Origin of the sequence: Streptomyces hesseae, assembly GCF_031845785.1 — a bacterium.
GTDB lineage: Bacteria > Actinomycetota > Actinomycetes > Streptomycetales > Streptomycetaceae > Streptomyces > Streptomyces hesseae.
The window spans coordinates 518811-542428 of record NZ_JAVRFI010000002.1; the positions used below are offsets into that span (position 1 = coordinate 518811).

Sequence of the window (23618 nt, forward strand, 5' to 3'; positions counted from 1 at the left end):
GCATGGCCCCGCGGGCCATCACGAGAGCCGATCCGTCGCCAAGGGGTGCAGGAGTATGCCGGTCACACCGTTGACGAGCCTGGACGAGTTCGAGAGGGCCATCGCCCTGGAGCGGCCCGTGGTCGTGTGCTTCTGCGCGACCTGGGCCAATCTCTGCCGGACGATCGTCCCGGTCTTCGAGAAGCTCTCCGGGCTCCCCGAATTCACCCGCACGGTGGGCTTCTACAGCGTCGACGTGGACGAGGCGTACGACGTCGTCCAGAAGGCGGGCGTCGGCCCCATACCAACCTTCGTCGCCTTCCGGGGCGGCAGCAGGCTCGCCGAGGTCGTGGCGCCGGCCCCGGACGCGCTGCGGGAGCTGATCGGCGGAGTCGCCGCCGGGTCCGACTGAGCGACGAGCAGGCCTCGGCTTTCTCAGCCCGGCAACCGCTCGGTCGCGTGCCCGAGCAGGTCCGCGACCACCGTCTCCAGCAGCCGTACCGCCTCGCCGACCGACGCGCGGACCGGGTCGCTGAGGCCGTGGACGACGTCGGGTTCGTCGCCGCGCATGCGTACGAGCGGCTCGCAGCCCACGAGCACCACGCGAGGGAAGGCCAGGCTCTCCCATCCGGCCAGTTCGCGCGCGGTGGCCAGGACCTTCACCGGGTCCATGCCGTGTGCCTCGGGGGCGGCCGGGGCGAAGCCCGGGTCGGAGCCGTCGATGTCCAGGACGTACAGGGTGCCCGGTGGGCCGCCGCGCGGTACGGCGTCGACGAGGACGGCGGCGTCGTAGCCGTCCAGCAGCCGGTAGACCAGGTCCATGCCCCGGATGCCGAAGTCGGCGGCGTCCACGCCGTCCGGCAGCCGGTGGTCGCGCAGGGCGGCGATCACCTCGGGGCCGAAGGCGTCGTCCGCGAGGAAGATGTTGCCGATGCCCGCGACGAGGACGCGCGGGGCGGCCGGGGCGGTCACGGCCGTCGTTCCGGGGAGAGGCGGACGGGGCGCGGGCGCGGCCGTGAGAGTTGGTCCAGGTGTTCCCCGGCGTCCGGTGCCGGCCGTTTGTGGACGAACGCCGAGCGCAGGGCGTGGTACGGGGCGTCGGGGGTGAAGAACGCGGCGCGCATGCGGCGCAGTTCGTCGGTGCGGTGGGCGGCGAGCGGCCTGATCCGCTCGTCGCGGTCGCGGGCCGCCTTCTTCGCGGCGATCCGGGCGGCCGTGTCGGTGTGGCGGGTGAGGTCGGCGACCAGGCGGGCGACGGCGCCGGCGAATTCCCCGGGCGAGGCGGGCACGACGCGGTCGGCGAGCCCGAGGGCGAGGGCGCGGGCGGCGCCGACCGGTGCGGCCTGTTCCGTCAGCGCCGCGGCCTGTTCGGCGCCGACGCGCCGGGGCAGGGTGTAGGTCCAGTACTCGGAGCCGTACAGGCCCATCAGCCGGTAGTGCGGGTTGAGGACGGCGCCGTCCCTGCACCACACCTCGTCGGCGGCGAGCGCCAGCATGGCCCCGCCCGCGCCGGCGCCGCCGGCGACGGCCGCGACGACGAGCCGGTCGGTGGTGGTCAGTACGGCCTCGACCAGGTCGTCCATGGCGTTGATGTTGGCCCATGACTCGGCGGCGGGGTCGGCCGCGGCCTCGATGACGTTGAGGTGGATGCCATGGGAGAAGATGTCGCGTTCGCCGCCGAGCACCAGCAGCGCGGTGGGGCGCCGGCAGGCCTGGCGGTAGGCGTTCAGCAGGCGCCGGCAGTGGGCCGTGCTCATCGCGCCGCCGGGGAAGCGGAACCGGAGGAAGCCCACCGGTCCGGTCTCCGTGTAGCGGATGTCGCTCCAGGTGTCGCGGCCGGGCGGCGGCTGGAGGGGGGCCGGGATCTCGGGGACGGGTGGCAGGCGGTCGCCCAGGGCGAGGGCGGCGGGCAGTTTGAGGCCGGGCGGGTGGCTGTCCGTGCGGCAGCGGCGCAGTTCGGGGATCCACACCGCGCCGTCGACGGTCGCGCGGCAGATGGCGCCCGCCCGGGTGGCCAGCACCCGCCCGGGCCGGCCGCGCAGCCGGTCCTCGGCGTGGCCGCCGTGGAGGAACCACTCGGCGCCCAGGAGTTCGTCCCGTACCCCCGGCCGCGAGTCGGCGGCCCGCAGGGCGCGCAGCACGGACTCGGTCGGCTGCTCCCGCCAGTCGATCCGGCGCTCCTCCTGCCGCAGGTACGGGCGGGCCCGTACGGGCAGGCCGTCCTGGGGCCGGGGCGTCCAGTCGCGTGACGCGTGGCGCTCGACCGCGAGGAGCACGGCCCGCACGGCGGCGTCGGCGACCTCGCCTCGGTACAGGTCGCTCTTGGCCACCCCGTCGGGCACGGCGAAGCCGGTGTCCGCCCAGACGGCCCCGGCGTCCATCTCCTCCTCGGCCTGAAGGACCGTCACCCCCCAGTGCCGTTCGCCGTCGCGCAGGGCGTGGTCGAGGGAGGACGGGCCCCGGTCCCCCGGCGGGCCCGGGTGGACCACCAGGCAGGTGTGCCGGGACCAGACGTCGCGCGGGATCGCCGTGCGGAGCATCGGCGCGACGATCAGGTCGGCCGGGTGGCGGGCGACAGCGGCGCGCACGGCGTCCTCGCCGTCCACCACGGCGACGGCCGGGGTGTGGCCGCGGTCGCCGAGTTCGGCGAAAACCCGCTGGGTGAGGCTGTTGAACGCGCTGGCGACGAGCAGGATGCGCACGGCGACCGTCCTCCCGATAGGGGTCGGGGCGGGCGTGGCCCGCCGTTCCTCGCCCGATCGTCACCGAGCGGCGGCGGGCCGCCGCCGCGCGCGGCCGCGGGGGTGTGCGGGATTGCGCCGCGCGGGCGAATACGTGCGGCCGCATGGACCGCTCCGGCCCCGCCGCACGGCCCGGTGGCGCCGGACGGCGGTCACCGTGGGGGCGTACGTGCTCCGGCGGGGCACTTGGCGGCCATGGGCGACGGGAGCGGCGAGGCGGATGCACGAGCTGTCCATCGCCACGGCGATCGTCGAACGGGCGGAGGAGACCGCCCGGCTCCACGGCGGCGGACGCGTCACGGCGGTACGGGTGAGGGTGGGCGAGCTGGCGGGGGTCGTGCCCGACGCGCTGCGCTTCTCCTTCGACGTGGCCAGGGCGGGCACCGCGCTGGAGACGGCACGGCTGGTGGTGCAGGACGTCCCGGCCCGGGCCCGCTGCGCGCCGTGCGGCACCGATTTCGCGGTCGGGACGCCCCCGTTGATGTGGTGTCCGCGCTGCGACGAGCTGTCGCGGGAGCTGCTGGGGGGCCGGGAGCTGGAGGTCACCGCCATCGAACTCGAGGAGGCGAGCGGGTGATGTGCCGCGTGGTGGATGTACGACGGGCGGTCCTGGCGAAGAACGACACCCTGGCCGGCGCTCTGCGCGAGGAACTCGCCGGCCGGGGCACCATCGTGGTGAGCCTGCTGTCCAGCCCGGGCAGCGGCAAGACCGCCCTGCTGGAGCGGGTCCTGGCCCATACGAGCGCGCGGGGCGTGCCGACGGCGGCGCTGACGGCGGACCTGGCCACCGAGAACGACGCGCTCCGCCTGGCCCGTTCCGGCGTGCCCGTCCGGCAGGTGCTGACCGGTGGGCTGTGTCATCTGGAGGCCGCGCAGCTCCGCGACCGGCTGGAGGGCTGGCTGCCGGCCGGCACCCGGGTGCTGTACGTGGAGAACGTCGGCAATCTCGTCTGCCCGGCCTCCTACGACCTGGGCGAGACGCTGCGGATCACGCTGATGTCGGTGACGGAAGGCGAGGACAAGCCGCTGAAGTACCCCGCGGCCTTCGGTCTGGCGCAGCTGGTCGTGCTCACCAAGACCGATATCGCGCGGGCGGTGGGCTTCGACCGGGCGGCGTTCGTGCGGAACGTCACCGGGGTCAATCCCGGGGTGGAGATCGCGGAGACGTCGGCCCGGACCGGGGAAGGCGTGGAGTCGCTGGTGGACCGGGTGCTGGCGGTGGTGCGGGGAGCGGCCGTCCACCGGCCGGCGATGGCGGCGGCCGCCTCCGTCGGCGAGTACCCCCACTCCCACGGCCCGGAGGGCGGGCACGAGCACCCGCCTCCCGTCGTCCTCGGGGATCCGGCGGGCCGCCGGCCGTGACGACGGCCCGTGAGGCGTCCCCCGTCCGGTGCCGTCTCGTCGTGCGCGGCACGGTGCAGGGCGTCGGCTTCCGTCCGTTCGTGCACGGCCTGGCCCGGGAACTCGGCCTCTCCGGCTATGTCGTCAACGACCCGGAGGGCGTCGTCACCGAGGTGGAAGGAGCGCCGGAGCCGGTGCGGGCCTTCTGCGAACGGCTCACGGCGACGCCGCCTCCGCTGGCCGTGGTCGTCTCCGTCTCGCAGCGGGCCCTGCCCGCCCGGGGCGGCGGGGCGGGGTTCGCGATCCTCCCGTCCGGGACGGGCCCCGGGCGCGCCCATGTGCCGCCCGACGCGGCCCTGTGCGCCGACTGCCTCGCGGAGCTCACCGATCCGGCCGACCGCCGCCACCGGCACCCCTTCATCACCTGTACCCACTGCGGGCCGCGGTTCACCCTGGTCACCGGCCTGCCCTACGACCGGCCGCGCACCACGATGGCCGCCTTCCCGCTGTGCGAGCGGTGCGCCGGGGAGTACGCCGACCCCGCCGACCGGCGTTTCCACGCGCAGCCGGTGTGCTGCCCCGGGTGCGGGCCCCGGCTGCGGCTGGAGCACGGCTCCGGCACCCGGTACGGCTCCGGCATCCGGTACGGCGCCGACGCCATGGCGGAGGCCCGGGCGCTGCTGGCGCGGGGCGCGGTGCTGGCCGTCAAGGGGGTGGGCGGCTACCACCTGGCCTGTGACGCGGGCGACGAGGACGCCGTCGGCCGGCTGCGGGCGGCCAAGGAGCGCGGTGGCAAGCCCTTCGCCGTCATGGCCGCCGACCTGCCGACCGCCCGGGCCCTCGCCCCGGTGGGCGAGGCCGAGGAGCGGCTGCTGACCGGGCCCCGGGCCCCCGTCGTCCTGCTGCGGCGTGCCGGCCCGCCCGCCGTGCCGCTCGCCCCCTCCGTCTGCCCCGGCGCCCCCGACATCGGGGTGATGCTGCCCTACACCCCCGTGCACCGGCTGCTGTTCGGGCTGCCCGGCGACCCGCCGGGCCCGAGGGCGCTGGTGATGACCAGCGGCAACCGGTCCGGCGAGCCGATCGTGACGGACGACGGGGAGGCCGGCGAACGGCTGTCGGGGCTGGCCGACGCGCGCCTGGCACACGACCGGCCGATCCATGTGCCGTGCGACGACTCGGTGGTCCGCGTGCGCGCCGACGGCAGCGCCCTGCCGTTGCGCCGCTCGCGCGGCTACGTCCCCGAACCGCTCGACCTGCCCTTCGCGGTGCCCCCCGTCCTGGCCGTGGGCGGCGATGTGAAGAACGCCTTCTGCCTGGGGCGCGGTCGTTCGGCCTGGATGTCCCAGCACATCGGCGACCTCGGCGAACTGTCCTCGATCGCGGCCCTGGACCGGGCCGTCGAGCACCTCGCCGGCCTCACGGGCGTCCGGCCCGAGGCACTGGCGGCCGACCGCCACCCGCGCTACCGGTCGGCAGCCTGGGCCCGCGAGCACGCCCGGGGCCGCCCATTGCGGCTGGTGCAGCACCACCACGCCCACATCGCCTCCGCCATGGCCGACGCGGGCCTGGACGGCACCGCGCCCGTCATCGGCGTCGCCTTCGACGGCACCGGCTACGGGGACGACGGCGCGGTGTGGGGCGGCGAGGTCATGCTCGCCGACTACACCGGGCACCGGCGCGCGGCCCATCTCGCCTATGTGCCCCTGCCGGGCGGCGACGCGGCCGTCCGCAACCCCTGCCGTATGGCCCTGGCCCATCTGCGCAGCGCCCGGCTCCCCTGGGACGCCGCCCTCCCGGCGGTGGCCGCCTGCACGGAGGACGAACTCAGGCTACTGGCACGGCAGTTGGAGCGGCGAGTGGCGTGCGTGCCGACGTCCAGCATGGGGCGGCTCTTCGATGCCGTCGCCTCGCTCACCGGCGTCCGCCACCGGGCCGGGTACGAGGCGCAGGCGGCGGTGGAGCTGGAGGCGTACGCGGTCCGGGGCCTGGCCGGCTGCGGCCGCCCGTACGCGTTCGCGCTGCGCGGCGGGCGGGCGGCGGACGACGGGCCGCGCCTGATCGACCCGGCGCCGGTGCTGCGCGCGGTCGTGGCGGACATCCGCGCCGGGACGCCCGTGGAGGTGATCGCCGCCCGCTTCCACCTCGCCGTCGCCGACGTGGTGCCGGCCGTGTGCGCGGCCGTCCGCCGCCGGTCCGGCGTGGGCACGGTGGCGCTGACCGGCGGGGTGTTCGCCAACGCCGTGCTGGAGGAGGAGTGCGCCCGGCGGCTGGCCGGGGCCGGGTTCGCGGTGGTGCGGCACCGGCGGGTGCCCTGCGGTGACGGAGGGCTGGCACTGGGTCAGTTGCTCGTGGCCGCGCGGGCGGGCGAACGGAGAGGAGAGGACCGTGTGTCTGGCGGTGCCCGGCAAAGTCGTCGGGGTTGAGGAGCGGGACGGCACCCGCATGGCCAAGGTGGATTTCGGCGGCGTCGTGAAGGACGTGTGCCTGGCCTATCTGCCGGAGATCGAGGTCGGCGACTACGCCATCGTGCACGTCGGCTTCGCCCTGCAGCGTCTGGACGAGGAGGCGGCGTTGGCGACGCTGGAGCTGTTCGCCCGGATGGGCGCGCTGGAGGAGGAGTTCGGCGACGCGTGGGGGCTCGCGGCCGCCGAGGCCGGGGAGCCGGAGGTGCCGCGGTGAGGTATCTGGAGGAGTTCCAGGACCCTGCCCTGGCCCGGCGGCTGCTGGACGAGATCCACGCGACCGTCACCCGGCCCTGGGCGCTGATGGAGGTGTGCGGCGGCCAGACCCACTCGATCATCCGGCACGGCATCGACCAGTTGCTCCCCGCCGAGGTGGAGCTCATCCACGGCCCCGGCTGCCCGGTGTGCGTCACGCCGCTGGAGGTCATCGACAAGGCGCTCGCCATCGCCTCCCGCCCGGACGTGGTCTTCTGCTCGTTCGGGGACATGCTGCGGGTGCCCGGCACCGGCCGCGACCTGTTCCGGGTCAAGAGCGCCGGGGGCGATGTGCGGGTGGTGTACTCGCCGCTGGACGCGCTGGAGATCGCACGCCGCACGCCGGAGAAGCAGGTGGTGTTCTTCGGTATCGGCTTCGAGACGACCGCGCCCGCCAACGCCATGGCCGTGCACCAGGCGCGCCGGCTGGGTGTCCGCAACTTCAGCCTGCTGGTCTCCCACGTCCGCGTGCCGCCGGCGATCGAGGCCATCATGCGCTCGCCCCGCTGCCGGGTGCAGGGCTTCCTGGCCGCCGGGCACGTGTGCAGCGTGATGGGGGTGGGCGAATACCCGGAGCTGGCCGAGCGGTTCCGGGTGCCGATCGTCGCGACCGGCTTCGAACCGCTCGACATCCTCGAAGGCGTCCGCCGCACGGTCCGCCAGCTCGAACGCGGTGAGCACCGGGTGGAGAACGCCTACCCGCGCGCCGTCCGGGACGAGGGCAACACCGCCGCGCTGCGCATGCTCGCCGAGGTCTTCGAGGTGACCGACCGTGCCTGGCGCGGCATCGGCACCATCCCGGGAAGCGGCTGGCGGCTTTCGGACGCCTACCGGGAGTTCGACGCCGAGCACCGCTTCGCCGTGACGGACGTCCAAACGCGCGAGCCCGCGGCGTGCCGCAGCGGCGAGGTGCTCCAGGGCCTGCTCAAGCCGTACGAGTGCGAGGCCTTCGGCACGGCCTGCACCCCGCGTACGCCCCTGGGGGCGACCATGGTCTCCAGCGAGGGGGCGTGCGCGGCCTACTACCTCTACCGCCGCCTGGCCCACGGCCCGGCGGCCGCGACCGGCAAGGAGGCGACCTCCGTTGGCTGACGGCATCGTGGAGACGACCGGCGCGTCCGGCGGGCTGCCGGACCCGGCGGAGTGGAGCTGCCCCGCCCCGCTGCCGGACCGGCCCGTCGTCCTCCTGGGCCACGGCGGTGGCGGGGCGCTGTCGGCGGAGCTCATGACGGAGGTGTTCGCCCCCGCCTACGGCAACGACATCCTGTCCGTCCTCGGCGACTCGGCGGTACTGCCCCTGGGCGGGGCCCGGGTGGCGTTCTCGACCGACTCCTATGTGGTGCGGCCGCTGTTCTTCCCCGGTGGCTGCATCGGCGACCTGGCCGTCAACGGCACCGTCAACGACCTGGCCATGAGCGGGGCGCGGGCCGCCTATCTCTCCTGTGCCCTCGTCCTGGAGGAGGGCACAGAGCTGGCCGTGGTCGAACGCGTCGCGCGGGCGATCGGCACCGCCGCCGACGCGGCCGGGGCCCTCGTCGCCACCGGGGACACCAAGGTCGTCGACGCCGGGCACGGCGACGGAATCTATGTCACCACCTCGGGCGTGGGACTCGTCCCGGAGGGGGTGGACATCCGTCCGCAACGGGCCCGGCCGGGCGACGTGGTCCTGGTCAGCGGGCCCGTCGGGCTGCACGGGGTGGCCGTGCTCAGCGTGCGCGAGGGCCTGGAGTTCGGTGTCGACGTCGTCAGCGACACCGCGCCGCTGGGCGGCCTGGTCGCCGCGATGCTCGCTGTCACCCGCGATCTCCACGTGCTGCGCGACCCCACGAGGGGCGGTGTGGCGGCGGCCCTCAACGAGATCGCCGCCGCCTCCGGGACGGGTGTCGTGCTCACCGAGGAGGCGGTGCCGGTGCCGGAGGCGGTCGCGAACGCCTGCGGTTTCCTCGGCCTCGATCCGCTCTACGTGGCGAACGAGGGGCGGCTGGTCGCCTTCGTCCCCCGGGAGCACGCCGACGCGGTGCTCGCCGCGATGCGCGCCCACCCGCAGGGCGCCGGGGCCGCCGTCATCGGGGAATGCGTGGCCGAACACCCGGGCACGGTGGTGGCCCGCACCCGGCTGGGCGGCACGAGGGTGGTGGACCTGCCGATGGGTGAGCAGTTGCCCCGGATCTGCTGAGGGCGCCGGACCGCCGTCCCCATGTCACACACCTATGTCACACCCGTGCGCGTCAGGGCGGGCATATCTGGACAGATCATGTGAAAGTGGGGTGACGCCGAGCGCACGAGGGAGACCGCATTGGCACCGAACCCGGTGGGCACCGCGGACCGTCCCACCCCGTCGGCGGAGTCCCCCTTCGAGCGGGTACGCGCCGTCGCCGACGCCGTCCTCTACGAGGGCTACCTGCTCTACCCCTACCGCCGTTCGTCGGGGAAGAACCGGGTGCGGTGGCAGTTCGGCGTGCTCGCCCCGCGCGACTGGACCGAGGCCCAGGGGCCGGAGACGCCCGGCGTCGCCGGATCCGCCGACTCGTGGCGGCAGCGCACCGAGTGCCTCGTACGGGCGACGGGCCCCGACCCCATGGTGCGGGTACGGGTGCGGTTCCTCCAGGTGCGGCGGAAGCGGGTGGAACGGCGCACGGACCCCGGCCGCCACGCCCCGGTCGACGCCCTCGAAGTGGCCGGGACCGTCCACCTCCCCTTCGACGAGGCCGTCCCCCGGGAGTGCGACATCGCCGTCCCGCTCACCGACCTCCTGGCCCACGAGCGGGAGTTCGCCGTCGGGGCGCCCGGCGGGACGGAGACCGAGGAACTGGGCGAGGGCGCCGGGCGGGTGCTGCGGCAGTGGCTGCCGCTGCGGGCCCGGACGCTGCTGCGCGCCGAGCGCCTCGATACCGGGAAGGGGCTGTTCCGGCTGCGGGTGCGCACGGAGAACACCGGGGCGGCCGGTCCGCGGAGCACGCGCGAGGAAGCGCTGCGCCACGCGCTGATCGCCACCCACACCGTCATCGGCGGCGACGGCCTGTGCTTCCTCTCCCTGCTCGACCCGCCCCCGTGGGCACGGCCGTACGCCGAGGGCTGCCGGAACCTCCACACCTTCCCCGTGCTGGCGGGCGAGCCCGGCGCGTGCGATCTCGTCCTGTCCTCGCCCATCATCCTGCCCGACCATCCGCAGGTGGCCCCGGAGAGCCCGGGCGATCTGCACGACGCCGCCGAGATCGACGAGATCCTCACCCTGCGCACGCTGCTCCTGACCGACGAGGAAAAACGCGAGGCACGGGCCACCGACCGGCGGGCCGCGGAGATCCTCGACCGGGTGGACACCATGCCGCCGGAGGTGTTCGGCCGGCTGCACGGCGCGATCCGCTCGCTCACCCCGCGCCCGGACCGCCCGGACGCCACGACCGAGTCGGTCCGGGCCATGACGCGGGCCGCCGTGCCGTGGTGGCGGGAGGGCGGGGACGAGGGGCTGTCCCCGGCCACGGACAGCGTGCTCGTCGACGGTGTCGCGGTGGCGGCCGGCGGCAGGGTGCTGCTGTGCCCGCGCGGCCGGGGCGCCGACGCGCAGGACATGTTCCTCGCCGGGCGCGCGGCCCGGGTGGCGGGGGTCTTCCACGACGTGGACGGGAGCGTGCGGCTGGCGGTGACGATCGAGGACGACCCGGCGGCCGAACTGCACGACTGGTACGGCCGGTTCCACTACTTCCGGCCGGACGAGGTCCGCCCGCTGGCCACGACCGCCGGTGACCGCGTCCATGACCGAGCACGAGGGAGGACGGGAACATGAGCGGCGACGAGCAGCAGGCCGGTACCGACGAGGCGCGGGGCTTCGACGAGATCGACATCCTGTGGATCTCCGAGGGGATGAGCTGCGACGGCGACACGGTCTCCCTGACCGCGGCCGACCATCCCGCCCTCGAGGACGTGCTGCTGGGGCTCGTCCCCGGCCTGCCGAAGGTGAACCTCCACAACAAGGTCCTCTCCCCCACCCTGGGCGGCGAGGAGTTCCTGGCCCCCTTCCGGGCCGCCGCCCGGGGCGAACTGACCCCCTTCGTCCTGGTCATCGAGGGGTCGGTGCCCAACCAGAACGTCATCGAGGGCGACGGCTACTGGACGTCCTTCGGCAATGACCCCGAGACCGGCCAGCCGCTCACCCTCAACTGGTGGATCGACCAACTGGCGCCGAAGGCCTGGGCCGTCATGACCGCCGGGACGTGCGCGGCCTACGGCGGCATCCACGCCATGGCGGGCAACCCCACCGGCTGCATGGGCCTGGCCGACTACCTGGGCTGGGACTTCAAGTCGCGGGCGGGGCTGCCCGTGGTGAACGTACCGGGCTGCCCGATCCAGCCCGAGAACTTCATGGAGACCCTCGCCTGGGTGCTCCAGCACGCCGCCGGCTCGGCCCCCGCGCCACCGCTGGACCACATGCTGCGCCCGCAGTGGCTGTTCGGCAGGACCGTGCACGAGGGCTGCGACCGGGCGGCCTACTACGAGCAGGGCGACTTCGCCATGGACTACAACTCGCCCAAGTGCCAGGTGAAGGTGGGCTGCTGGGGCCCGGTGGTCAACTGCGACGTGCCCAAGCGCGGCTGGATGGCGGGCGTCGGCGGCTGCCCGAACGTCGGCGGCATCTGCATCGGCTGCACCATGCCCGGCTTCCCCGACGCCTTTATGCCGTTCATGGACGAGCCCACCGGCGGCGCCTTCTCCGCCGCGCTCGTCAAACCGTACGGCGCGCTGGTCCGGCGCCTGCGCGGCATCACCAACACGGCCGTCAACCGTGAGCCCAAGTGGCACCACAACGGCCCCGCCCTGACCACCGGCTACGACCCCACCTGGCGGTCCCACGCCCCACGGACGACCCGGACGACGGCACGAACGAAAAGGCGAGAACTCACATGACGGCAACCGCCGACCCCTCCATGGGGGCGCGCAAGCCCGCCCAGGTCGTGGAGATGTCCTGGGACCCGATCACCCGGATCATCGGCAACCTCGGCATCTACACGAAGATCGACTTCGCCAACCGCGAAGTGACCGAATGCCACAGCACCTCGTCGCTGTTCCGGGGCTACTCCGTCTTCCTCAAGGGCAAGGACCCCCGGGACGCCGGCTTCATCACCTCGCGCATCTGCGGCATCTGCGGCGACAACCACACCACGTGCTCCGACTACGCCCAGCAGATGGCCTACGGCATCAAACCGCCGCCGCTCGCCGAGAGCATCGTCAACCTCGGCGAGGCGGCGGAGTACATGTTCGACCACACCATCTTCCAGGACAACCTGGTGTTCGTGGACTTCTGCGAGGCGATGGTCAAGAGCACCAACCCGAGTGTCCTCGCCCGCGCGGAACGCACCCAGGCACCCCGCGGGGAGATCCACGGCTACCGCACCATCGCGGACATCATGCGCGCCTTCAACCCCTTCGAGGGCGAGGTGTACAAGGAGGCCCTCAAGGTCAGCCGGATCACCCGCGAGATGTTCTGCCAGATGGAGGGCCGGCACGTCCACCCCTCCACCCTCTACCCCGGCGGCGTCGGCACCCAGCCCACCCCCAGCACCTTCACCGAGTACCTCTCCCGCCTGATGCGCGTCCTGGACTTCATCAAGCAGTCCGTGGCGATGAACGACGACGTCTTCGACTTCTTCTACGACGCCCTCCCCGGCTACGAGGAGGTCGGGCGCCGCCGGATCCTCCTCGGCTGCTGGGGCGCCTGGCAGAACCCCGAGGTCTGCGACTACCGCTACGAGACGATGAACGACTGGGGCAAGGCCATGTACGTCACCCCCGGCGTCATCGTGGACGGAAAGCTCCTCACCAACAATCTCGTCGACATCAACCTCGGCCTGCGCGTGCTGCTCGGCAGTTCCTTCTACGGGGACTGGACGGCCGAGGAGCCGTTCGTCACCCACGACCCGCTCGGCAACCCCGTCGACATCCGTCACCCGTGGAACCAGACCACCCTGCCCCAGCCGCAGAAGCGCGACTTCGACGGCAACTACAGCTGGGTGATGAGCCCCCGCTGGTACGACCAGGGCACCGACCGGCATCTGGCCCTCGACACCGGCGGCGGCCCCCTGGCCCGGCTGTGGTCCACCGCCCTCAACGGGATCGTCGACACCCCCTACGTCAAGGCCACCGGCCACAGCGTGCGCATCACCCTCCCCAAGAGCGAGAAGCTGCCCGAGACCACGCTGGAGTGGAAGATTCCCAAGTGGAGCAACACCCTCGAACGCGACCGGGCCCGCCCCTACTTCGTCGCCTACGCCGCCGCCATGGCCTTCACCTTCCTTGAGGGCGCCATGGACATGGTCCGCTCCGGCGAGACCCGCACCTTCACCGACTTCGAGGTGCCGGACGAGGCCATCGGCTGCGGCTTCCACGAAGCCGTGCGCGGCGTCCTCTCCCACCACCTGGTGATCAAGGACAGGAAGATCGCCAACTATCACCCCTATCCGCCCACCCCCTGGAACGCCAGCCCGCGCGACAGCTACGGCACCCCCGGACCATACGAGGACGCCGTCCAGGGCCAGCCGGTCTTCGAGGAGAACGGCCCCGACGACTTCAAGGGCGTCGACATCATGCGCACCGTCCGCAGCTTCGACCCCTGTCTGCCCTGCGGCGTGCACATGTACCTCGGCCGCGGACAGGTACGGAAGACCGTCCACTCCCCGACCTTCGGCGCCGGCCATGGCTGACCCCCAGCGGCCCGAAGACCGGGCGGAGCTGGACCCCCTGCCCCTGCTGACCCGCGCCGACGACCTGCTGGGGCAGCTGGAGGCCGCCCCCGGGCCCACCGCGCGCACCGCCCTGGAGGCCGTACGGGTCCTCACCGAGCTCTACGGCGAGGCGCTGGCCCGGACGCTGGAGGCGACCGGGCCCGCCGTCGCGGAGCGCCTGGCCGACGACGAGCTCGTCGGGCATCTGCTGGCACTCCACGGCATCCACCCGGAGCCGGTCGAACGCCGGGTGGCCCGGGCCGTCGACGCGATCCGCCCCGCCGTACGGGAACGGGGCGGCGAGCTGCGCCTGGCCGGGATCGCCGACGGCGTGGCCACCGTCCGGCTCAAGACGTCCGGCTGCCGTTCCTCCGCGACCGGTCTGGCGGACGCCGTCCGGGAGGCGGTGCTCGCGCTCGCCCCCGAACTGTCGGACGTCCGCCAGGCGGACGAGGAGCGGCCCGGCGCCTTCGTCCCCCTCGACGCCGTACGCACCCGGCCGGCGACGGCCGGGAGGCCCCTGTGACCGGCGGGGCCCTGGCCCGGGTCATCGCCCGGCCCGCCGCCGGGCCCGCCGACGACGCGGACCGCTGCGACCTGTGCGGCGCCCCCGCCGAAGCCGGCCACCGGCACCTCCACGACGCCGGACGCGCCGAGGTGCTGTGCGCCTGCCGGGCCTGCGCCCTGCTCTTCACCCCCGGGGAGGCCGGTCAGGGCCACTATCTGCTGATTCCGCGGCGCCGGGTCCGGCTCGCGCCCGTGCCCACGGACGCGCTCGGCGTGCCGGTCGGGCTCGCCTTCTTCGTCCCGCGCGCCGACGGCGAGGTGACGGCGCGCTACCCGAGCCCGGCCGGAGCGACACGCTGGGAGGTCGCCCCCGAGCACTGGGCCGAGGTCGTGGGCCGCTGCCCGCCGCTGCGCACCCTCGTCCCCGAGGTGGAGGCCCTGCTCGTCAACACCGCTCGCGGTCGGCAGGACCACTGGATCACCCCCGTCGACGACTGCCACCGGCTCGTCGCCCTGGTACGGCGGGAGTGGCGCGGCCTGTCCGGCGGCGACCGGATCCGGCCGGCCGTCGAACGCTTCTTCACGGACCTCGCCGAACGCGGCGAGGACGCCCGGAATTGAGGAGAGAGAGCATGGGCCGCATCCGGGTCGGCAAGGCCGACGTCAAACCCGACACCCCGACCCACGTCCGGGGCGTCCACGAGGGCAACAAGGGCCCGCACACCGGTCAGGCCGGTCACCACGAGGACGGCACGTCCGACGCCCGGCGGTCGACGGGCGTCCACGCGAAGGGGCACGACGCCGTCTCGGACGCCATGCCGAACATCCCGCCCGGCTGAGCCGGTCCCCGTCGATCGAAGGAGTGCGACTGATGGCCAGACGACTGCTGATCGCGCAGGCCCTGGTGGCCGGAGCGGTGACGCTCGGCATCCTGGTGAAGGAGTTCCCCGGGCTCGTCCGGGAGGTCCGCATCTGGCGGATGGTGGGCTTCCGCTCCAGGGCGGCACGTCCCTGACGTCCCGCCCGTCCGGCTGTACCGAAGGCCCTCGGCGGGCCGCCGGACGGTTCACCCGGAGGCCCGCCGCCCCCGCCCGGTGAGGAAGTCCCGGACCCGGTCGAGCAGCCCCGTACCGGGCGCCGGCGGCCTGACGGCCGGCGCGGTCCGCGGGGCGGGCGGCCGGGGCCGGGTCGGGGCCGCGGCCCTGCCCGCGCGGACCTTCCCGCCCAGCTCCCGCAGCAGCCCGGCCGGGCAGACGGCCTGCATCCGGGGGAAGAGCCGCTGTTCCTCCTCCAGCAGATGCGCGGTCACCCGGTCCACGAGCACGAGGAGCAGGCGGTCGAACTCCTCCTCGGCGGGCCCCCGGCGCTCCAGCTCCGCGAGGACCCGCTCGATGCCGGCGTGTTCGGCGAGTTCCCGCCCCTCCCACTCCGCTCCCCCGGGCAGATGCTCGCGGACGGCGGGATACAGGTGCTCCTTTTCCAGGGCCCCGTGGCGCACCAGCTCGATGGTGACCCGTTCGGTCAGCTCCTTGCGCTCCGCGCTGCCCGGACCGGCGGCGCGGACGCGCTCGAAGAGACGCTGCACCTTCAGGTGATCGGCGGTGAGTTCGCCGATGAGGTCCGCGTCCGCGGGGTCCCTTGGCACCGTGCTCCTTCCGGCGGCGGTGGATGCCTGCCTATGCCTTCGTGTGCCTCACCCCTTCCCCTCGCCGCCCGGAACCGCGCGCCCGTTGGGCCGATCGGCAGCACCCGTTGGAAGGAACGCCCGGCCCGTCGGGCCGGGGCTCTCCGGCACACGGCACGGTCCGTGCCGTGATCTATCTGTCGAAAGCGGTACCGGTCCCGAGGGAGCGTGGTGAACGCATGCTGCTGCTGCGGAAGCGGAGGGCGATGGTCAAGGCCCGGGCGCGGCAGGCCGCCTTCACCGGGTATACCGGGCTCGACCGCCGGGCCCCGGTCTCCGAAGCGGCCAGGGCTCTGTTCAGGAAGGCCTTTCCCGACCACTGGTCGTTCCTGCTGGGCGAGATCGCTCTCTACAGCCTCCTGGTGCTGCTCATCACCGGCACCTATCTGACGCTGTTCTTCGACCCGGACATGAACGAGCAGGTCTACCAGGGCTCGTACGGCCCGCTGCGCGGGCTCCTCACCACCAGCGCCTACGCCTCGACGCTCTACATCAGCTTCGATGTGCGCGGCGGGCTGCTCATCCGGCAGATGCACCACTGGGCGGCCCTGGTCTTCGTGGCGGCCCTGGGGGTGCACATGCTGCGCGTCTTCTTCACCGGCGCGTTCCGCCGGCCGCGTGAGCTCAACTGGATGATCGGCGTGACGCTCTTCATGCTCGCGCTGCTGGAGGGCTTCTGCGGCTATTCGCTGCCGGACGACCTGCTGTCGGGCACGGGGCTGCGGACGGCCCATACGATCGTGCTGTCGATCCCGGTGGTCGGCACGTATCTGAGTTTCCTCGTGTGGGGCGGGCCGTTCCCGGGACACATCGTGATGCGCCGGATGTACATCGCGCATGTGTTGCTCGTGCCGGGCCTGCTGATCGCGTTGCTCGGGGCGCACCTGGTGCTGATCGTGTATCTGAAGCACACCCAGTGGCCGGAGCGGGGACGGACGAACCGCAATGTGGTCGGCATGCCGATGTTCCCGCAGTTCGCCACGCGGTCGATGGGGCTGAACCTGGCGGTCTTCGGTGTGCTCGCGCTGCTCGGCGGCATCGCTCAGATCAACCCGATCTGGCTGTACGGGCCCTACCGGCCCGACCAGGTGTCGACGGGCGCCCAGCCGGACTGGTACGTGGGCTTCCTGGAGGGCGCCCTGCGGCTCATGCCGCCGTGGGAGAACGTGGTGGGCGGTCACACGCTGATGTGGAACGTCCTCCTGCCCGCGGTGGTGCTGCCCGGTGTGCTCTTCCTGGTGCTCTATCTCTACCCCTTCTTCGAGAGGTGGGTCACCGGGGACCTCATGGAGCACCACCTGTGCGACCGTCCCCGGGACCGTCCCGTGCGCACAGCGCTGGGTGTGGCGGCCGTGGTGTTCTACGCGGTGCTGCTGGCGGCCGCCGGCAACGATGTGACGGCGATGACTTTCCGGGTCTCGCTGGAGGCGCTGATCTGGATCTACCGTGTGGCGGTGATCGCCGGGCCGCTGATCGCCTTCTTCGTCACCAAGCGGGTCTGTCTGGCGCTCCAGGCCCACGACCGGCGGCTGCTGAGGGAGGGCGTGGAGACGGGGGCGGTCAGCCAGTCGCCGGAGGGCCGTATGCGCGAAGGGACCCGGCCGCTGGAGGCCGCGTACCGCTACCGGCTGCTGGTGCGCGACGTCCCGGCGCCCCTGCCCCGCCCGGCGGTGGGGGCACCGCGCCGGCACCGGATCCGGGCGGCGCTGAGCTCCTGGTACTACCGGGACCGGGTGGAGATGCCGGCCACCACCGAGCAGCGGCTTCAGGTGTCGGGCCGGACGATGGGGCCGCTGGCCCAGGTGGACGAGGAATAGCCGACGAGGAATGGGCGCGCCCCGCCGGCACCCGGCATCAGTCGTCCACGTCGACGAACTGGAACACCATCCCGAGGATTCCGGCCGCGGTGACGGCGGCTCCCATGATGAACAGCCACAGCCCGTAGACGATGCCGAGCAGCAGCAGGGCGGCGCCCAGGGCGGTGAGGGGCGGGTAGCCGCTGTGCGGCGGGAAGAAGTCCAGCGCTCCGGCCCGTTCGTGGATCCGCCCGTCGCGGCGGTCCTCCGGTCTGCCGCCTTTCCGGCGGTGGTTCACGGCGCAGAAGAAGGCGATGACCGACGCCATGAGGAAGCAGACGGTCAGTGCCGCGCTGCCGGCCGGTTCCCGGGAGAGCCACATATAGACCGCGTCGGTGAGGAGGAAGAACACCGCGACACCGGCGAAGAGGCAGGCCTCCGTCTTCATCGGCTCTGCCCTTCCCTTGCCGGCAGGGCGAGGACCTCCGGGTGGTGGAGGTCGAAGGCGGGCGAGTCGGAACGGATCCGTGGGATCGCCTCGAAGTTGTGACGGGGTGGTGGGCAGCCGGTGGCCCACTCCAGCGAGCGCCCGTACCCCCAGGGGTCGTCGACCTCGACCTTCTTGCCGAATCGCGCCGTCCTCCAGACGTTGTAGAGGAACGGCAGGGTGGACAGGCCGAGCAGGAACGCGCCGATGGAGGAGACGGTGTTCAGGACGGTGAACCCGTCGGCCGCGAGGTAGTCGGCGTAGCGGCGGGGCATGCCCATCTCGCCGAGCCAGTGCTGGACGAGGAAGGTCGTCTGGAAGCCGGTGAACAGCGTCCAGAAGTGGATTTTGCCGATGCGTTCGTCCAGCATTTTCCCGGTCAGTTTGGGCCACCAGAAGTAGAAGCCGCCGAACATGGCGAAGACGATGGTGCCGAAGAGGACGTAGTGCAGGTGGGCGACGATGAAGTAGCTGTCGGTCAGATGGAAGTCCAGGGGCGGGGACGCGATGACGACTCCGCTGAGCCCGCCCAGCAGGAAGGTGACCATGAAGCCGACCGCCCACAGCATGGGCGTCTCGAAGGAGACGCTGCCCCGCCACATGGTGCCGATCCAGTTGAAGAACTTCACGCCGGTCGGGACGGCGATGAGGAAGGACATGAGCGAGAAGAACGGCAGCAGCACCGCGCCGGTGGCGAACATGTGGTGCGCCCAGACCGTGGCCGAGAGCATGGTGATGGCGATGGTCGCGCCCACCATCCCGGCGTAGCCGAAGACGGGTTTGCGGCTGAAGACCGGCACGATCTCGGTCACCACCCCGAAGAACGGCAGGGCGACGATATAGACCTCGGGGTGGCCGAAGAACCAGAACAAGTGCTGCCAGAGCAGGGCCCCGCCGTTCGCGGCGTCGAATACGTGCGCACCGAATTTCCGGTCCGCCTCCAGCGCGAACAGGGCCGCCGTCAGCACGGGGAAGGCGGGTAGCACCAGAACCGCCGTGAGCAGGACGTTCCAGGTGAACAGCGGCATCCGGAACATGGTCATTCCGGGGGCCCGGAGGCACAGGATCGTGGCGATGAAATTGACCGAGCCCAGCGTCGTGCTCACTCCCGTCAGCACCAGCCCCATGGCCCACAGATCGGGTCCCGCGCCCGGCGAGTAGACGCCTCCGTTCAGCGGGGCGTAGGCGAACCAGCCGAAGGACGCCGCCCCTCCGGGCACGACCAGCCCGGAGACGACCATCAGCCCTCCGAAGAGGAACAGCCAGTACGTCAGCGCGTTCAGGCGGGGGAAGGCGACGTCGGGGGCGCCGATCTGGAGCGGCATGACGGCGTTGGCGAACCCCGTGAACGTCGGGGTCGCGAAGAGCAGCATCATGATGGTGCCGTGAATGGTGAAAAGCTGGTTGTACTGGGTGGTACTGAAGAGCTGAAGTCCCGGCTGGGCGAGCTCCGCCCGCATCAGCATCGCCAGTACTCCTCCGAGCAGGAAGAACCCGAAGGACGTCACCAGATACATGTTCCCGATCGTCTTGTGATCGGTCGTGGTGAGGTATTCCCTGATCCTGCCGCCCAGGCCGCCGCCCAGGTCGGAGGGGCCTTCCGGGGGCTCCAGGATGCGGTCGATCTCCAGCTGCGGCATCGCCTCTCCGAGACGCTCGGTATCGGTGACCGGGTAAACGGGGCACTGGGCCGTCGGGCACGGGCGTGTCACCCGTTCGCCCCCGGTTGCATCCACGGAGGGCGAGGAGTGAGCTGGTTACACAGGCAATTTCCGTCCTTTGGAGTGGCGATCATGGGAAAGGCGAAGGCAAAGGCCAAGCAGGTCAAGGGGTCCCTGAAGGAAACCACCGGGCGCCTCACCGGTGACCGGAAGCAGGAGGCCAAGGGGCATATCGAGAAGCTGGAGGGCAAGGCCCAGGAGGCGGCCGCCAAGATCAGGAAGCCCGGGAAATAGCAACGCGCCGGCGCCGCCCCCTGGCGGCGCTTCCGGGCCTTCCGGCGCACCCCGCCGGAGATATCCTGAAAATCGAGGCCTTTGTCGGCCACCGGGCCGACACGGGCACGGCAACAGAAATCTCAGGAGATCGCCGTGATCATCCTAGGTGTCATCCTTCTCATCGTCGGATTCCTGCTGGGCCTCCATATCCTGTGGACGATCGGCATCATCCTGCTGGTCATAGGACTCATCCTGTGGGTCCTGGGGGCCGCGGGTCACGCCGTCGCCGGCCGACGTCACTATTGGTAGGAACTATCGATAGGAGGCGACAGCGGTCATACGCACAAGTCCCGATGGTTGACCCTCCCGGCCGGGGGTACGCGCTCCTGAGCCGAACCGAGGAGGTATCAACCATGGGCATGGGATGGTGCATCGGCCTCATTGCTGTGGGCGCGATCCTCAGCTTCGCCGTGGACTGGCACGTACAGGGCATGAACCTCACGCTTGTCGGCCTGATCCTGATGGCGGTCGGCTTCATCGGCACTTCCGCATACGTGAGTGTGTTCAAGCGCCGACATACCCAGCCACCGCCTCCCGCCGCCCCGGTCATCGAGGAGGATCACCGCTTCACCCGCTGAAGTTCTTCGGTCAGCGCGGTGTCGAAGGCCTTGAGGTCCTTGGGCTTACGGCTGGTGATCAGGGTGTTGGGACCGTTCCGGCAGACGACGACCTGTTCGTCGACCCAGTTCCCGCCCGCGTTGCGGATGTCGGTGCGGAGGCTGGGCCAGGAAGTGAGGGTGCGACCGTCGACGACATCTGCCTCGACCAGGGTCCAAGCGGCGTGGCAGATGGCGGCGACGGGTTTCCCGGCGGTGAAGAACGCCTGGACGAACGCCACGGCCCGTTCGTCCAGGCGCAGCGCGTCCGGGTTGGCGACTCCGCCCGGCAGGACCAGCAGGGCGTAGTCGTCGGGCCGGGCGTGGTCCAGATCGGCGTCGACGGCGAAGGTGTCCGCCTTGTCCAGGTGGTTGAACGCCTGGACGCGGCCCGGCTTGGTGGAGACGAGCTCGGGAGTGCCTCCGGCGTCCCGTACGGCCTGCCAGGGGTCGGTGAGTTCGATCTGTTCGACACCTTCGGGTGCCACGAGGAACGCGATACGCATCGAGGGTGACGCTCCTTTCCGGCTGATCCGGGGTCCGTCCTACTGCTCCGACGGTCATTTCCTGCGCTCGTACCGGTGCAGCGCCCACCCGGGCAGCCCGAACCAGCAGAGCACGAGCCAGGCGACCAACCCGGCGACCACCCAGGGCACCGCCGCGTTGTGGAGGGCGATCCGCAGGATCAGCAGCAGCGCCGAGGTGACGGTGGCCAGCAGCAGGACCACGCCGACCAGGGTGAGCCGCGCGGCCCAGGCCACGGTCTCGGCCTTGAGCCGGTGTCCGCTGACGATCCGGTGGAAGGCGACCGGCCCCACCAGGGCGCCGGTCGTGGCCGCGCCCAGCACCACCGTGACGACGTAGATGACGCGGTCGGTCTCGCCGAGGGTGGCGAAGCGCGGGGTGAAGGCGACGGTGAGCAGGAAGCCGAAGAGGATCTGTACGCCCGTCTGGGTGACGCGTACTTCCTGGAGCAGCTCGGTCCAGCGGCGGTCCGCCCGTTGGGCGGGGGACTCGTGGCGGCCGTCCCACCTCGGCTCCCCGGTTTCCGGCGGGTCCGGTTCCGTTCCATCTGCTCCGTTCGCGGGCATGCGGTCCGCCGCGGCCGGGTCAGCCCCGGCCCAGGGCCCGCTTCAGCTCGGCCTTGTTCATGTTCGAGCGGCCTTCGATGTTTTTCTGCTTCGCCTCGTTGTAGAGCTGTTCCTTGGTCGGGCCCTGGGAGCCGGAGTGAGAGCGTTGCCCGCCGCGCTTGGAGGACGACATGTCCTGGATCGAGGAACGGCTGGCCGTCCTCGACTCCCCCGAGCGGGCCCGCTCCTTGTTGACGGTGCGCGCCGCGATCTCCTCCGCCCGTTTCCTGCTCTCTCCCCGGTCGAGCGCGCTGTCCTTGATGTGCTCGTACTGCCGCTCACGCTTGGCGCTGGAACCCCTGGGCATCCCGCTCTCCTCTCGCTCGTCCGTGCACATGCCCACCGTGGCACCCGCGACACCACGGCGCAGGGCGGGAGCCGCCGACCGGACGGTACGGGGGGGCGACACTGTGACCGCGCGGCGAGGAAGGCGAACCGCCAGGGAGGACGGCATGTCACGAGGACCCGAGGGGTACGACGCGGGGCCCTACGTGCCCGAAGGCGCCGACCTGCGCGCGCTACGGGACGCGGCGACCGGCTGCCAAGGCTGTCCCCTGTACCGGGAGGCGACCCAGACGGTCTTCGGCGCCGGTGGCAGTTCGGAGAGCACCGGCCAGCCCAGGGAGAACCAGCGGAACTGGTCGTGGGCCCGGGCGACGGCCGCGTCGCGGTCCCGGTCGTAGCAGACGGCCAGCTGGCCGATGCGGGGCTTGCCGGCCCCGCCGTGGGCGTCGAAGCACTCGAGGAGCTCCGCGCGCGGTTCGGTGGCGATGACCAGGTCGGCGAGTTCCCCGGCGAGGCGGCAGGAGCGCTCGCCGGAGACGGCGATGCCGATGGGCGGAACGGGGTCGGGCAGGTCCCACAGCTTCGCGTGGGCGACGACGTAGTGGCGGCCGTGGTGGGTGAGCGTCCGGCCCTCGAACAGCGCCCGGATGATCGTCACCGCCTCCGCCAGCTTCTCCTGCCGCACGTCGACGGCGGGCCAGCCCTCACCGACCACGTGCTCGTTGAGGTTCTCCCCGGAGCCGAGCCCCAGCCGGAAGCGCCCCTGGGAGAGCGCCTGGACGGTGGCCGCCTGCTGGGCGACCACGACGGGGTGGTAGCGCGTGGTCGGGCAGGTCACGAAGGTCATCAGCGGGATGCGGGAGGTGGCCTGCGCGGCGGCTCCGAGGACGGCCCACGCGTTGGGGCTGTGCCCCTGGGAGGCGAGCCAGGGAAGTAGTGGTCCCGCGCCCACCACGCCTGCTCCGTCCGGACGACGGGGCTTCACACCCCCGCGCGACCCGGCGCGCGACCCGGGCCGCTTCATGTGAAGGTGGGCCGAACGGGACGCCCACAGGATCCGGACCCGCACGGGCCCGCGCACCGAGGAAACGGGGCACCATCATGACCAACGATCCCGAACCCGAGCGCACCCCCGGCCTGGAGCCGGGCGGCGGGGTACCGCCCGGTGAGACCCCGCCCGGCGAGGACAGCACCGGCGGTACCGGCCCGCGCGGCGACATCTCGCGGGGCTGGGCCAAGGGGCCGGTGTTCGTCATCGGCGCCCTGGTGGTGCTATTCGCCATCACCGTGCTCATCTGGGCCGCGATCGTGTGACCACGGCCGAAACCGTGTGACGCGGGGATTCCGCCCACCGCACGAGGTCCGATGTGTGCGTTGGCGAGGTGGGACGGACCGTGCGATGTTGGCTGGAGGGGTACCGAGCCCCCGGTCGATGGAGTGATGGTCATGGCGGAGCGCAAGAAGCCCGACAAGGACGAGAAGGCGGCGCCGTCCGATGCCGCCCACAGGTCCGAGGAGATCACGGAGCTGGAGGAGCTGGCGATGCGCGAGGCGAGGCGGGGCACCGCCGAGTCCCTGGACCGGGCTCTGAAGGCCGTCGAGCGGGCGGCGAAGCTGAGGCGCGACAGCCAGGGCTGAGCCC

General features: G+C 72.4%; 29 protein-coding genes. 20 read left to right on the forward strand and 9 right to left on the reverse strand.

What is annotated here, in order from left to right:
- Positions 1 to 55: 55 nt before the first annotated feature.
- Entirely contained in the window at positions 56 to 391 is a 336-nt protein-coding gene (locus RM609_RS05230; protein WP_311608280.1) for a thioredoxin family protein, read from the forward strand.
- Between the two features lie 23 nt (positions 392 to 414).
- On the opposite strand, the gene RM609_RS05235 is transcribed toward RM609_RS05230, so the two are convergent.
- Complete coding sequence (locus RM609_RS05235) at positions 415 to 951, reverse strand: hydrogenase maturation protease (RefSeq protein ID WP_311608282.1); 537 nt, start codon at positions 949 to 951, stop codon at positions 415 to 417.
- Positions 948 to 2681 (reverse strand): enoyl-CoA hydratase-related protein, encoded by a 1734-nt coding sequence (locus RM609_RS05240; protein WP_311608285.1) that lies wholly within the window; start codon positions 2679 to 2681, stop codon positions 948 to 950. The genes RM609_RS05235 and RM609_RS05240 overlap by 4 nt, the downstream gene beginning before the upstream one ends.
- Before the next feature lie 259 nt (positions 2682 to 2940).
- On the opposite strand from RM609_RS05240, the gene hypA reads away from it, so the two are divergent.
- The 13 genes from hypA (at position 2941) to RM609_RS05305 (ending at position 15016) form a co-directional block, all read left to right on the forward strand.
- Entirely contained in the window at positions 2941 to 3297 is a 357-nt protein-coding gene (hypA, locus tag RM609_RS05245) for a hydrogenase maturation nickel metallochaperone HypA (protein ID WP_311608287.1), read from the forward strand.
- Positions 3297 to 4082, forward strand: coding sequence for a hydrogenase nickel incorporation protein HypB (gene hypB, locus RM609_RS05250; RefSeq protein ID WP_311608289.1), 786 nt, complete (start codon positions 3297 to 3299; stop codon positions 4080 to 4082). The genes hypA and hypB overlap by 1 nt, the downstream gene beginning before the upstream one ends.
- Positions 4079 to 6484, forward strand: coding sequence for a carbamoyltransferase HypF (gene hypF / locus RM609_RS05255; RefSeq protein ID WP_438828380.1), 2406 nt, complete (start codon positions 4079 to 4081; stop codon positions 6482 to 6484). The genes hypB and hypF overlap by 4 nt, the downstream gene beginning before the upstream one ends.
- Positions 6447 to 6740 (forward strand): HypC/HybG/HupF family hydrogenase formation chaperone, encoded by a 294-nt coding sequence (locus RM609_RS05260; RefSeq protein ID WP_311608293.1) that lies wholly within the window; start codon positions 6447 to 6449, stop codon positions 6738 to 6740. The genes hypF and RM609_RS05260 overlap by 38 nt, the downstream gene beginning before the upstream one ends.
- Positions 6737 to 7870, forward strand: a complete 1134-nt coding sequence (gene hypD, locus RM609_RS05265; protein WP_311608295.1) for a hydrogenase formation protein HypD — start codon at positions 6737 to 6739, stop codon at positions 7868 to 7870. The genes RM609_RS05260 and hypD overlap by 4 nt, the downstream gene beginning before the upstream one ends.
- Positions 7863 to 8954, forward strand: a complete 1092-nt coding sequence (hypE, locus tag RM609_RS05270; protein WP_311608297.1) for a hydrogenase expression/formation protein HypE — start codon at positions 7863 to 7865, stop codon at positions 8952 to 8954. Before hypD ends, hypE begins: the two co-directional genes overlap by 8 nt.
- A gap of 120 nt (positions 8955 to 9074) precedes the next feature.
- Positions 9075 to 10562 carry a hypothetical protein gene (locus tag RM609_RS05275; RefSeq protein ID WP_311608299.1) on the forward strand — a complete coding sequence of 496 codons (1488 nt, stop codon included), beginning with the start codon at positions 9075 to 9077 and terminating at the stop codon, positions 10560 to 10562.
- Positions 10559 to 11680, forward strand: coding sequence for an NADH-quinone oxidoreductase subunit B family protein (locus RM609_RS05280; protein WP_311608300.1), 1122 nt, complete (start codon positions 10559 to 10561; stop codon positions 11678 to 11680). The genes RM609_RS05275 and RM609_RS05280 overlap by 4 nt, the downstream gene beginning before the upstream one ends.
- Positions 11677 to 13473, forward strand: a complete 1797-nt coding sequence (locus RM609_RS05285; RefSeq protein WP_311608301.1) for a nickel-dependent hydrogenase large subunit — start codon at positions 11677 to 11679, stop codon at positions 13471 to 13473. The genes RM609_RS05280 and RM609_RS05285 overlap by 4 nt, the downstream gene beginning before the upstream one ends.
- Entirely contained in the window at positions 13466 to 14020 is a 555-nt protein-coding gene (locus tag RM609_RS05290) for a NifU-related iron-sulfur-binding protein (RefSeq protein WP_311608303.1), read from the forward strand. The genes RM609_RS05285 and RM609_RS05290 overlap by 8 nt, the downstream gene beginning before the upstream one ends.
- Positions 14017 to 14622, forward strand: a complete 606-nt coding sequence (locus tag RM609_RS05295) for a DUF5947 family protein (RefSeq protein ID WP_311608305.1) — start codon at positions 14017 to 14019, stop codon at positions 14620 to 14622. Before RM609_RS05290 ends, RM609_RS05295 begins: the two co-directional genes overlap by 4 nt.
- An 11-nt stretch (positions 14623 to 14633) precedes the next feature.
- Positions 14634 to 14840, forward strand: a complete 207-nt coding sequence (locus tag RM609_RS05300) for a hypothetical protein (RefSeq protein ID WP_311608307.1) — start codon at positions 14634 to 14636, stop codon at positions 14838 to 14840.
- Between the two features lie 32 nt (positions 14841 to 14872).
- A complete protein-coding gene (locus tag RM609_RS05305; protein WP_311608308.1) occupies positions 14873 to 15016 on the forward strand; it encodes a hypothetical protein in 144 nt (47 codons plus the stop codon).
- 51 nt (positions 15017 to 15067) lie between these two features.
- Here RM609_RS05305 and RM609_RS05310 read toward each other — a convergent pair whose 3' ends face one another.
- The gene (locus tag RM609_RS05310) at positions 15068 to 15646 is read right to left on the reverse strand and encodes a hemerythrin domain-containing protein (RefSeq protein WP_311608309.1); all 579 of its coding nucleotides are present in this window, start codon (positions 15644 to 15646) and stop codon (positions 15068 to 15070) included.
- A gap of 221 nt (positions 15647 to 15867) precedes the next feature.
- Here RM609_RS05310 and qcrB point away from each other — a divergent pair, with 221 nt between their 5' ends.
- Positions 15868 to 17502 (forward strand): cytochrome bc1 complex cytochrome b subunit, encoded by a 1635-nt coding sequence (qcrB, locus tag RM609_RS05315; protein WP_311608523.1) that lies wholly within the window; start codon positions 15868 to 15870, stop codon positions 17500 to 17502.
- Positions 17503 to 17539: 37 nt separating this feature from the next.
- Here qcrB and ctaF read toward each other — a convergent pair whose 3' ends face one another.
- Positions 17540 to 17929, reverse strand: a complete 390-nt coding sequence (gene ctaF, locus RM609_RS05320) for an aa3-type cytochrome oxidase subunit IV (RefSeq protein WP_311608311.1) — start codon at positions 17927 to 17929, stop codon at positions 17540 to 17542.
- Positions 17926 to 19608, reverse strand: a complete 1683-nt coding sequence (ctaD, locus tag RM609_RS05325; RefSeq protein WP_438828381.1) for an aa3-type cytochrome oxidase subunit I — start codon at positions 19606 to 19608, stop codon at positions 17926 to 17928. The genes ctaF and ctaD overlap by 4 nt, the downstream gene beginning before the upstream one ends.
- 153 nt (positions 19609 to 19761) lie before the next feature.
- Between ctaD and RM609_RS05330 the strand changes: the two genes are divergently transcribed.
- From RM609_RS05330 to RM609_RS05340, 3 genes are all read left to right on the forward strand, one after another.
- A complete protein-coding gene (locus tag RM609_RS05330; protein WP_311608314.1) occupies positions 19762 to 19923 on the forward strand; it encodes a CsbD family protein in 162 nt (53 codons plus the stop codon).
- A 135-nt stretch (positions 19924 to 20058) separates the two neighbouring features.
- Positions 20059 to 20214 (forward strand): DUF6131 family protein, encoded by a 156-nt coding sequence (locus tag RM609_RS05335; RefSeq protein ID WP_311608316.1) that lies wholly within the window; start codon positions 20059 to 20061, stop codon positions 20212 to 20214.
- 104 nt (positions 20215 to 20318) lie between these two features.
- Positions 20319 to 20543 (forward strand): DUF6458 family protein, encoded by a 225-nt coding sequence (locus RM609_RS05340; RefSeq protein ID WP_311608317.1) that lies wholly within the window; start codon positions 20319 to 20321, stop codon positions 20541 to 20543.
- On the opposite strand, the gene RM609_RS05345 is transcribed toward RM609_RS05340, so the two are convergent.
- From RM609_RS05345 to RM609_RS05360, 4 genes are all read right to left on the reverse strand, one after another.
- Positions 20525 to 21067 carry a type 1 glutamine amidotransferase domain-containing protein gene (locus tag RM609_RS05345; protein ID WP_311608318.1) on the reverse strand — a complete coding sequence of 181 codons (543 nt, stop codon included), beginning with the start codon at positions 21065 to 21067 and terminating at the stop codon, positions 20525 to 20527. The two genes, RM609_RS05340 and RM609_RS05345, sit on opposite strands and share 19 nt — an antisense overlap.
- 54 nt (positions 21068 to 21121) lie before the next feature.
- Positions 21122 to 21652, reverse strand: a complete 531-nt coding sequence (locus RM609_RS05350; RefSeq protein WP_311608320.1) for a DUF6328 family protein — start codon at positions 21650 to 21652, stop codon at positions 21122 to 21124.
- Positions 21653 to 21671: 19 nt separating this feature from the next.
- Positions 21672 to 21998: a plasmid stabilization protein gene (locus RM609_RS05355; RefSeq protein WP_311608322.1), complete on the reverse strand. Its 327-nt coding sequence runs from the start codon at positions 21996 to 21998 to the stop codon at positions 21672 to 21674.
- 180 nt (positions 21999 to 22178) lie between these two features.
- The gene (locus RM609_RS05360) at positions 22179 to 22931 is read right to left on the reverse strand and encodes a TIGR03557 family F420-dependent LLM class oxidoreductase (RefSeq protein ID WP_311608323.1); all 753 of its coding nucleotides are present in this window, start codon (positions 22929 to 22931) and stop codon (positions 22179 to 22181) included.
- A 146-nt stretch (positions 22932 to 23077) separates the two neighbouring features.
- On the opposite strand from RM609_RS05360, the gene RM609_RS05365 reads away from it, so the two are divergent.
- Both RM609_RS05365 and RM609_RS05370 read left to right on the forward strand, forming a co-directional pair.
- Positions 23078 to 23290, forward strand: a complete 213-nt coding sequence (locus RM609_RS05365) for a DUF6480 family protein (protein ID WP_311608324.1) — start codon at positions 23078 to 23080, stop codon at positions 23288 to 23290.
- A gap of 132 nt (positions 23291 to 23422) precedes the next feature.
- The gene (locus RM609_RS05370) at positions 23423 to 23614 is read left to right on the forward strand and encodes a hypothetical protein (RefSeq protein ID WP_311608326.1); all 192 of its coding nucleotides are present in this window, start codon (positions 23423 to 23425) and stop codon (positions 23612 to 23614) included.
- Positions 23615 to 23618: the final 4 nt, after the last annotated feature.

Excerpts from the sequence above, each read along its gene's own strand:
- hypB (WP_311608289.1), top strand. The coding sequence starts at position 3,297 with ATGTGCCGCGTGGTGGATGTACGACGGGCGGTCCTGGCGAAGAACGAC.
- RM609_RS05365 (WP_311608324.1), top strand. The coding sequence starts at position 23,078 with ATGACCAACGATCCCGAACCCGAGCGCACCCCCGGCCTGGAGCCGGGC.
- RM609_RS05285 (WP_311608301.1), top strand. The coding sequence starts at position 11,677 with ATGACGGCAACCGCCGACCCCTCCATGGGGGCGCGCAAGCCCGCCCAG.
- RM609_RS05305 (WP_311608308.1), top strand. The coding sequence starts at position 14,873 with ATGGCCAGACGACTGCTGATCGCGCAGGCCCTGGTGGCCGGAGCGGTG.
- RM609_RS05300 (WP_311608307.1), top strand. The coding sequence starts at position 14,634 with ATGGGCCGCATCCGGGTCGGCAAGGCCGACGTCAAACCCGACACCCCG.
- RM609_RS05290 (WP_311608303.1), top strand. The coding sequence starts at position 13,466 with ATGGCTGACCCCCAGCGGCCCGAAGACCGGGCGGAGCTGGACCCCCTG.
- ctaD (WP_438828381.1), bottom strand. The coding sequence starts at position 19,608 with ATGCCGCAGCTGGAGATCGACCGCATCCTGGAGCCCCCGGAAGGCCCC.
- RM609_RS05230 (WP_311608280.1), top strand. The coding sequence starts at position 56 with ATGCCGGTCACACCGTTGACGAGCCTGGACGAGTTCGAGAGGGCCATC.
- RM609_RS05340 (WP_311608317.1), top strand. The coding sequence starts at position 20,319 with ATGGGCATGGGATGGTGCATCGGCCTCATTGCTGTGGGCGCGATCCTC.
- RM609_RS05355 (WP_311608322.1), bottom strand. The coding sequence starts at position 21,998 with ATGCCCAGGGGTTCCAGCGCCAAGCGTGAGCGGCAGTACGAGCACATC.
- RM609_RS05345 (WP_311608318.1), bottom strand. The coding sequence starts at position 21,067 with ATGCGTATCGCGTTCCTCGTGGCACCCGAAGGTGTCGAACAGATCGAA.
- RM609_RS05330 (WP_311608314.1), top strand. The coding sequence starts at position 19,762 with ATGGGAAAGGCGAAGGCAAAGGCCAAGCAGGTCAAGGGGTCCCTGAAG.
- ctaF (WP_311608311.1), bottom strand. The coding sequence starts at position 17,929 with ATGAAGACGGAGGCCTGCCTCTTCGCCGGTGTCGCGGTGTTCTTCCTC.
- RM609_RS05280 (WP_311608300.1), top strand. The coding sequence starts at position 10,559 with ATGAGCGGCGACGAGCAGCAGGCCGGTACCGACGAGGCGCGGGGCTTC.
- RM609_RS05370 (WP_311608326.1), top strand. The coding sequence starts at position 23,423 with ATGGCGGAGCGCAAGAAGCCCGACAAGGACGAGAAGGCGGCGCCGTCC.
- RM609_RS05350 (WP_311608320.1), bottom strand. The coding sequence starts at position 21,652 with ATGCCCGCGAACGGAGCAGATGGAACGGAACCGGACCCGCCGGAAACC.
- hypA (WP_311608287.1), top strand. The coding sequence starts at position 2,941 with ATGCACGAGCTGTCCATCGCCACGGCGATCGTCGAACGGGCGGAGGAG.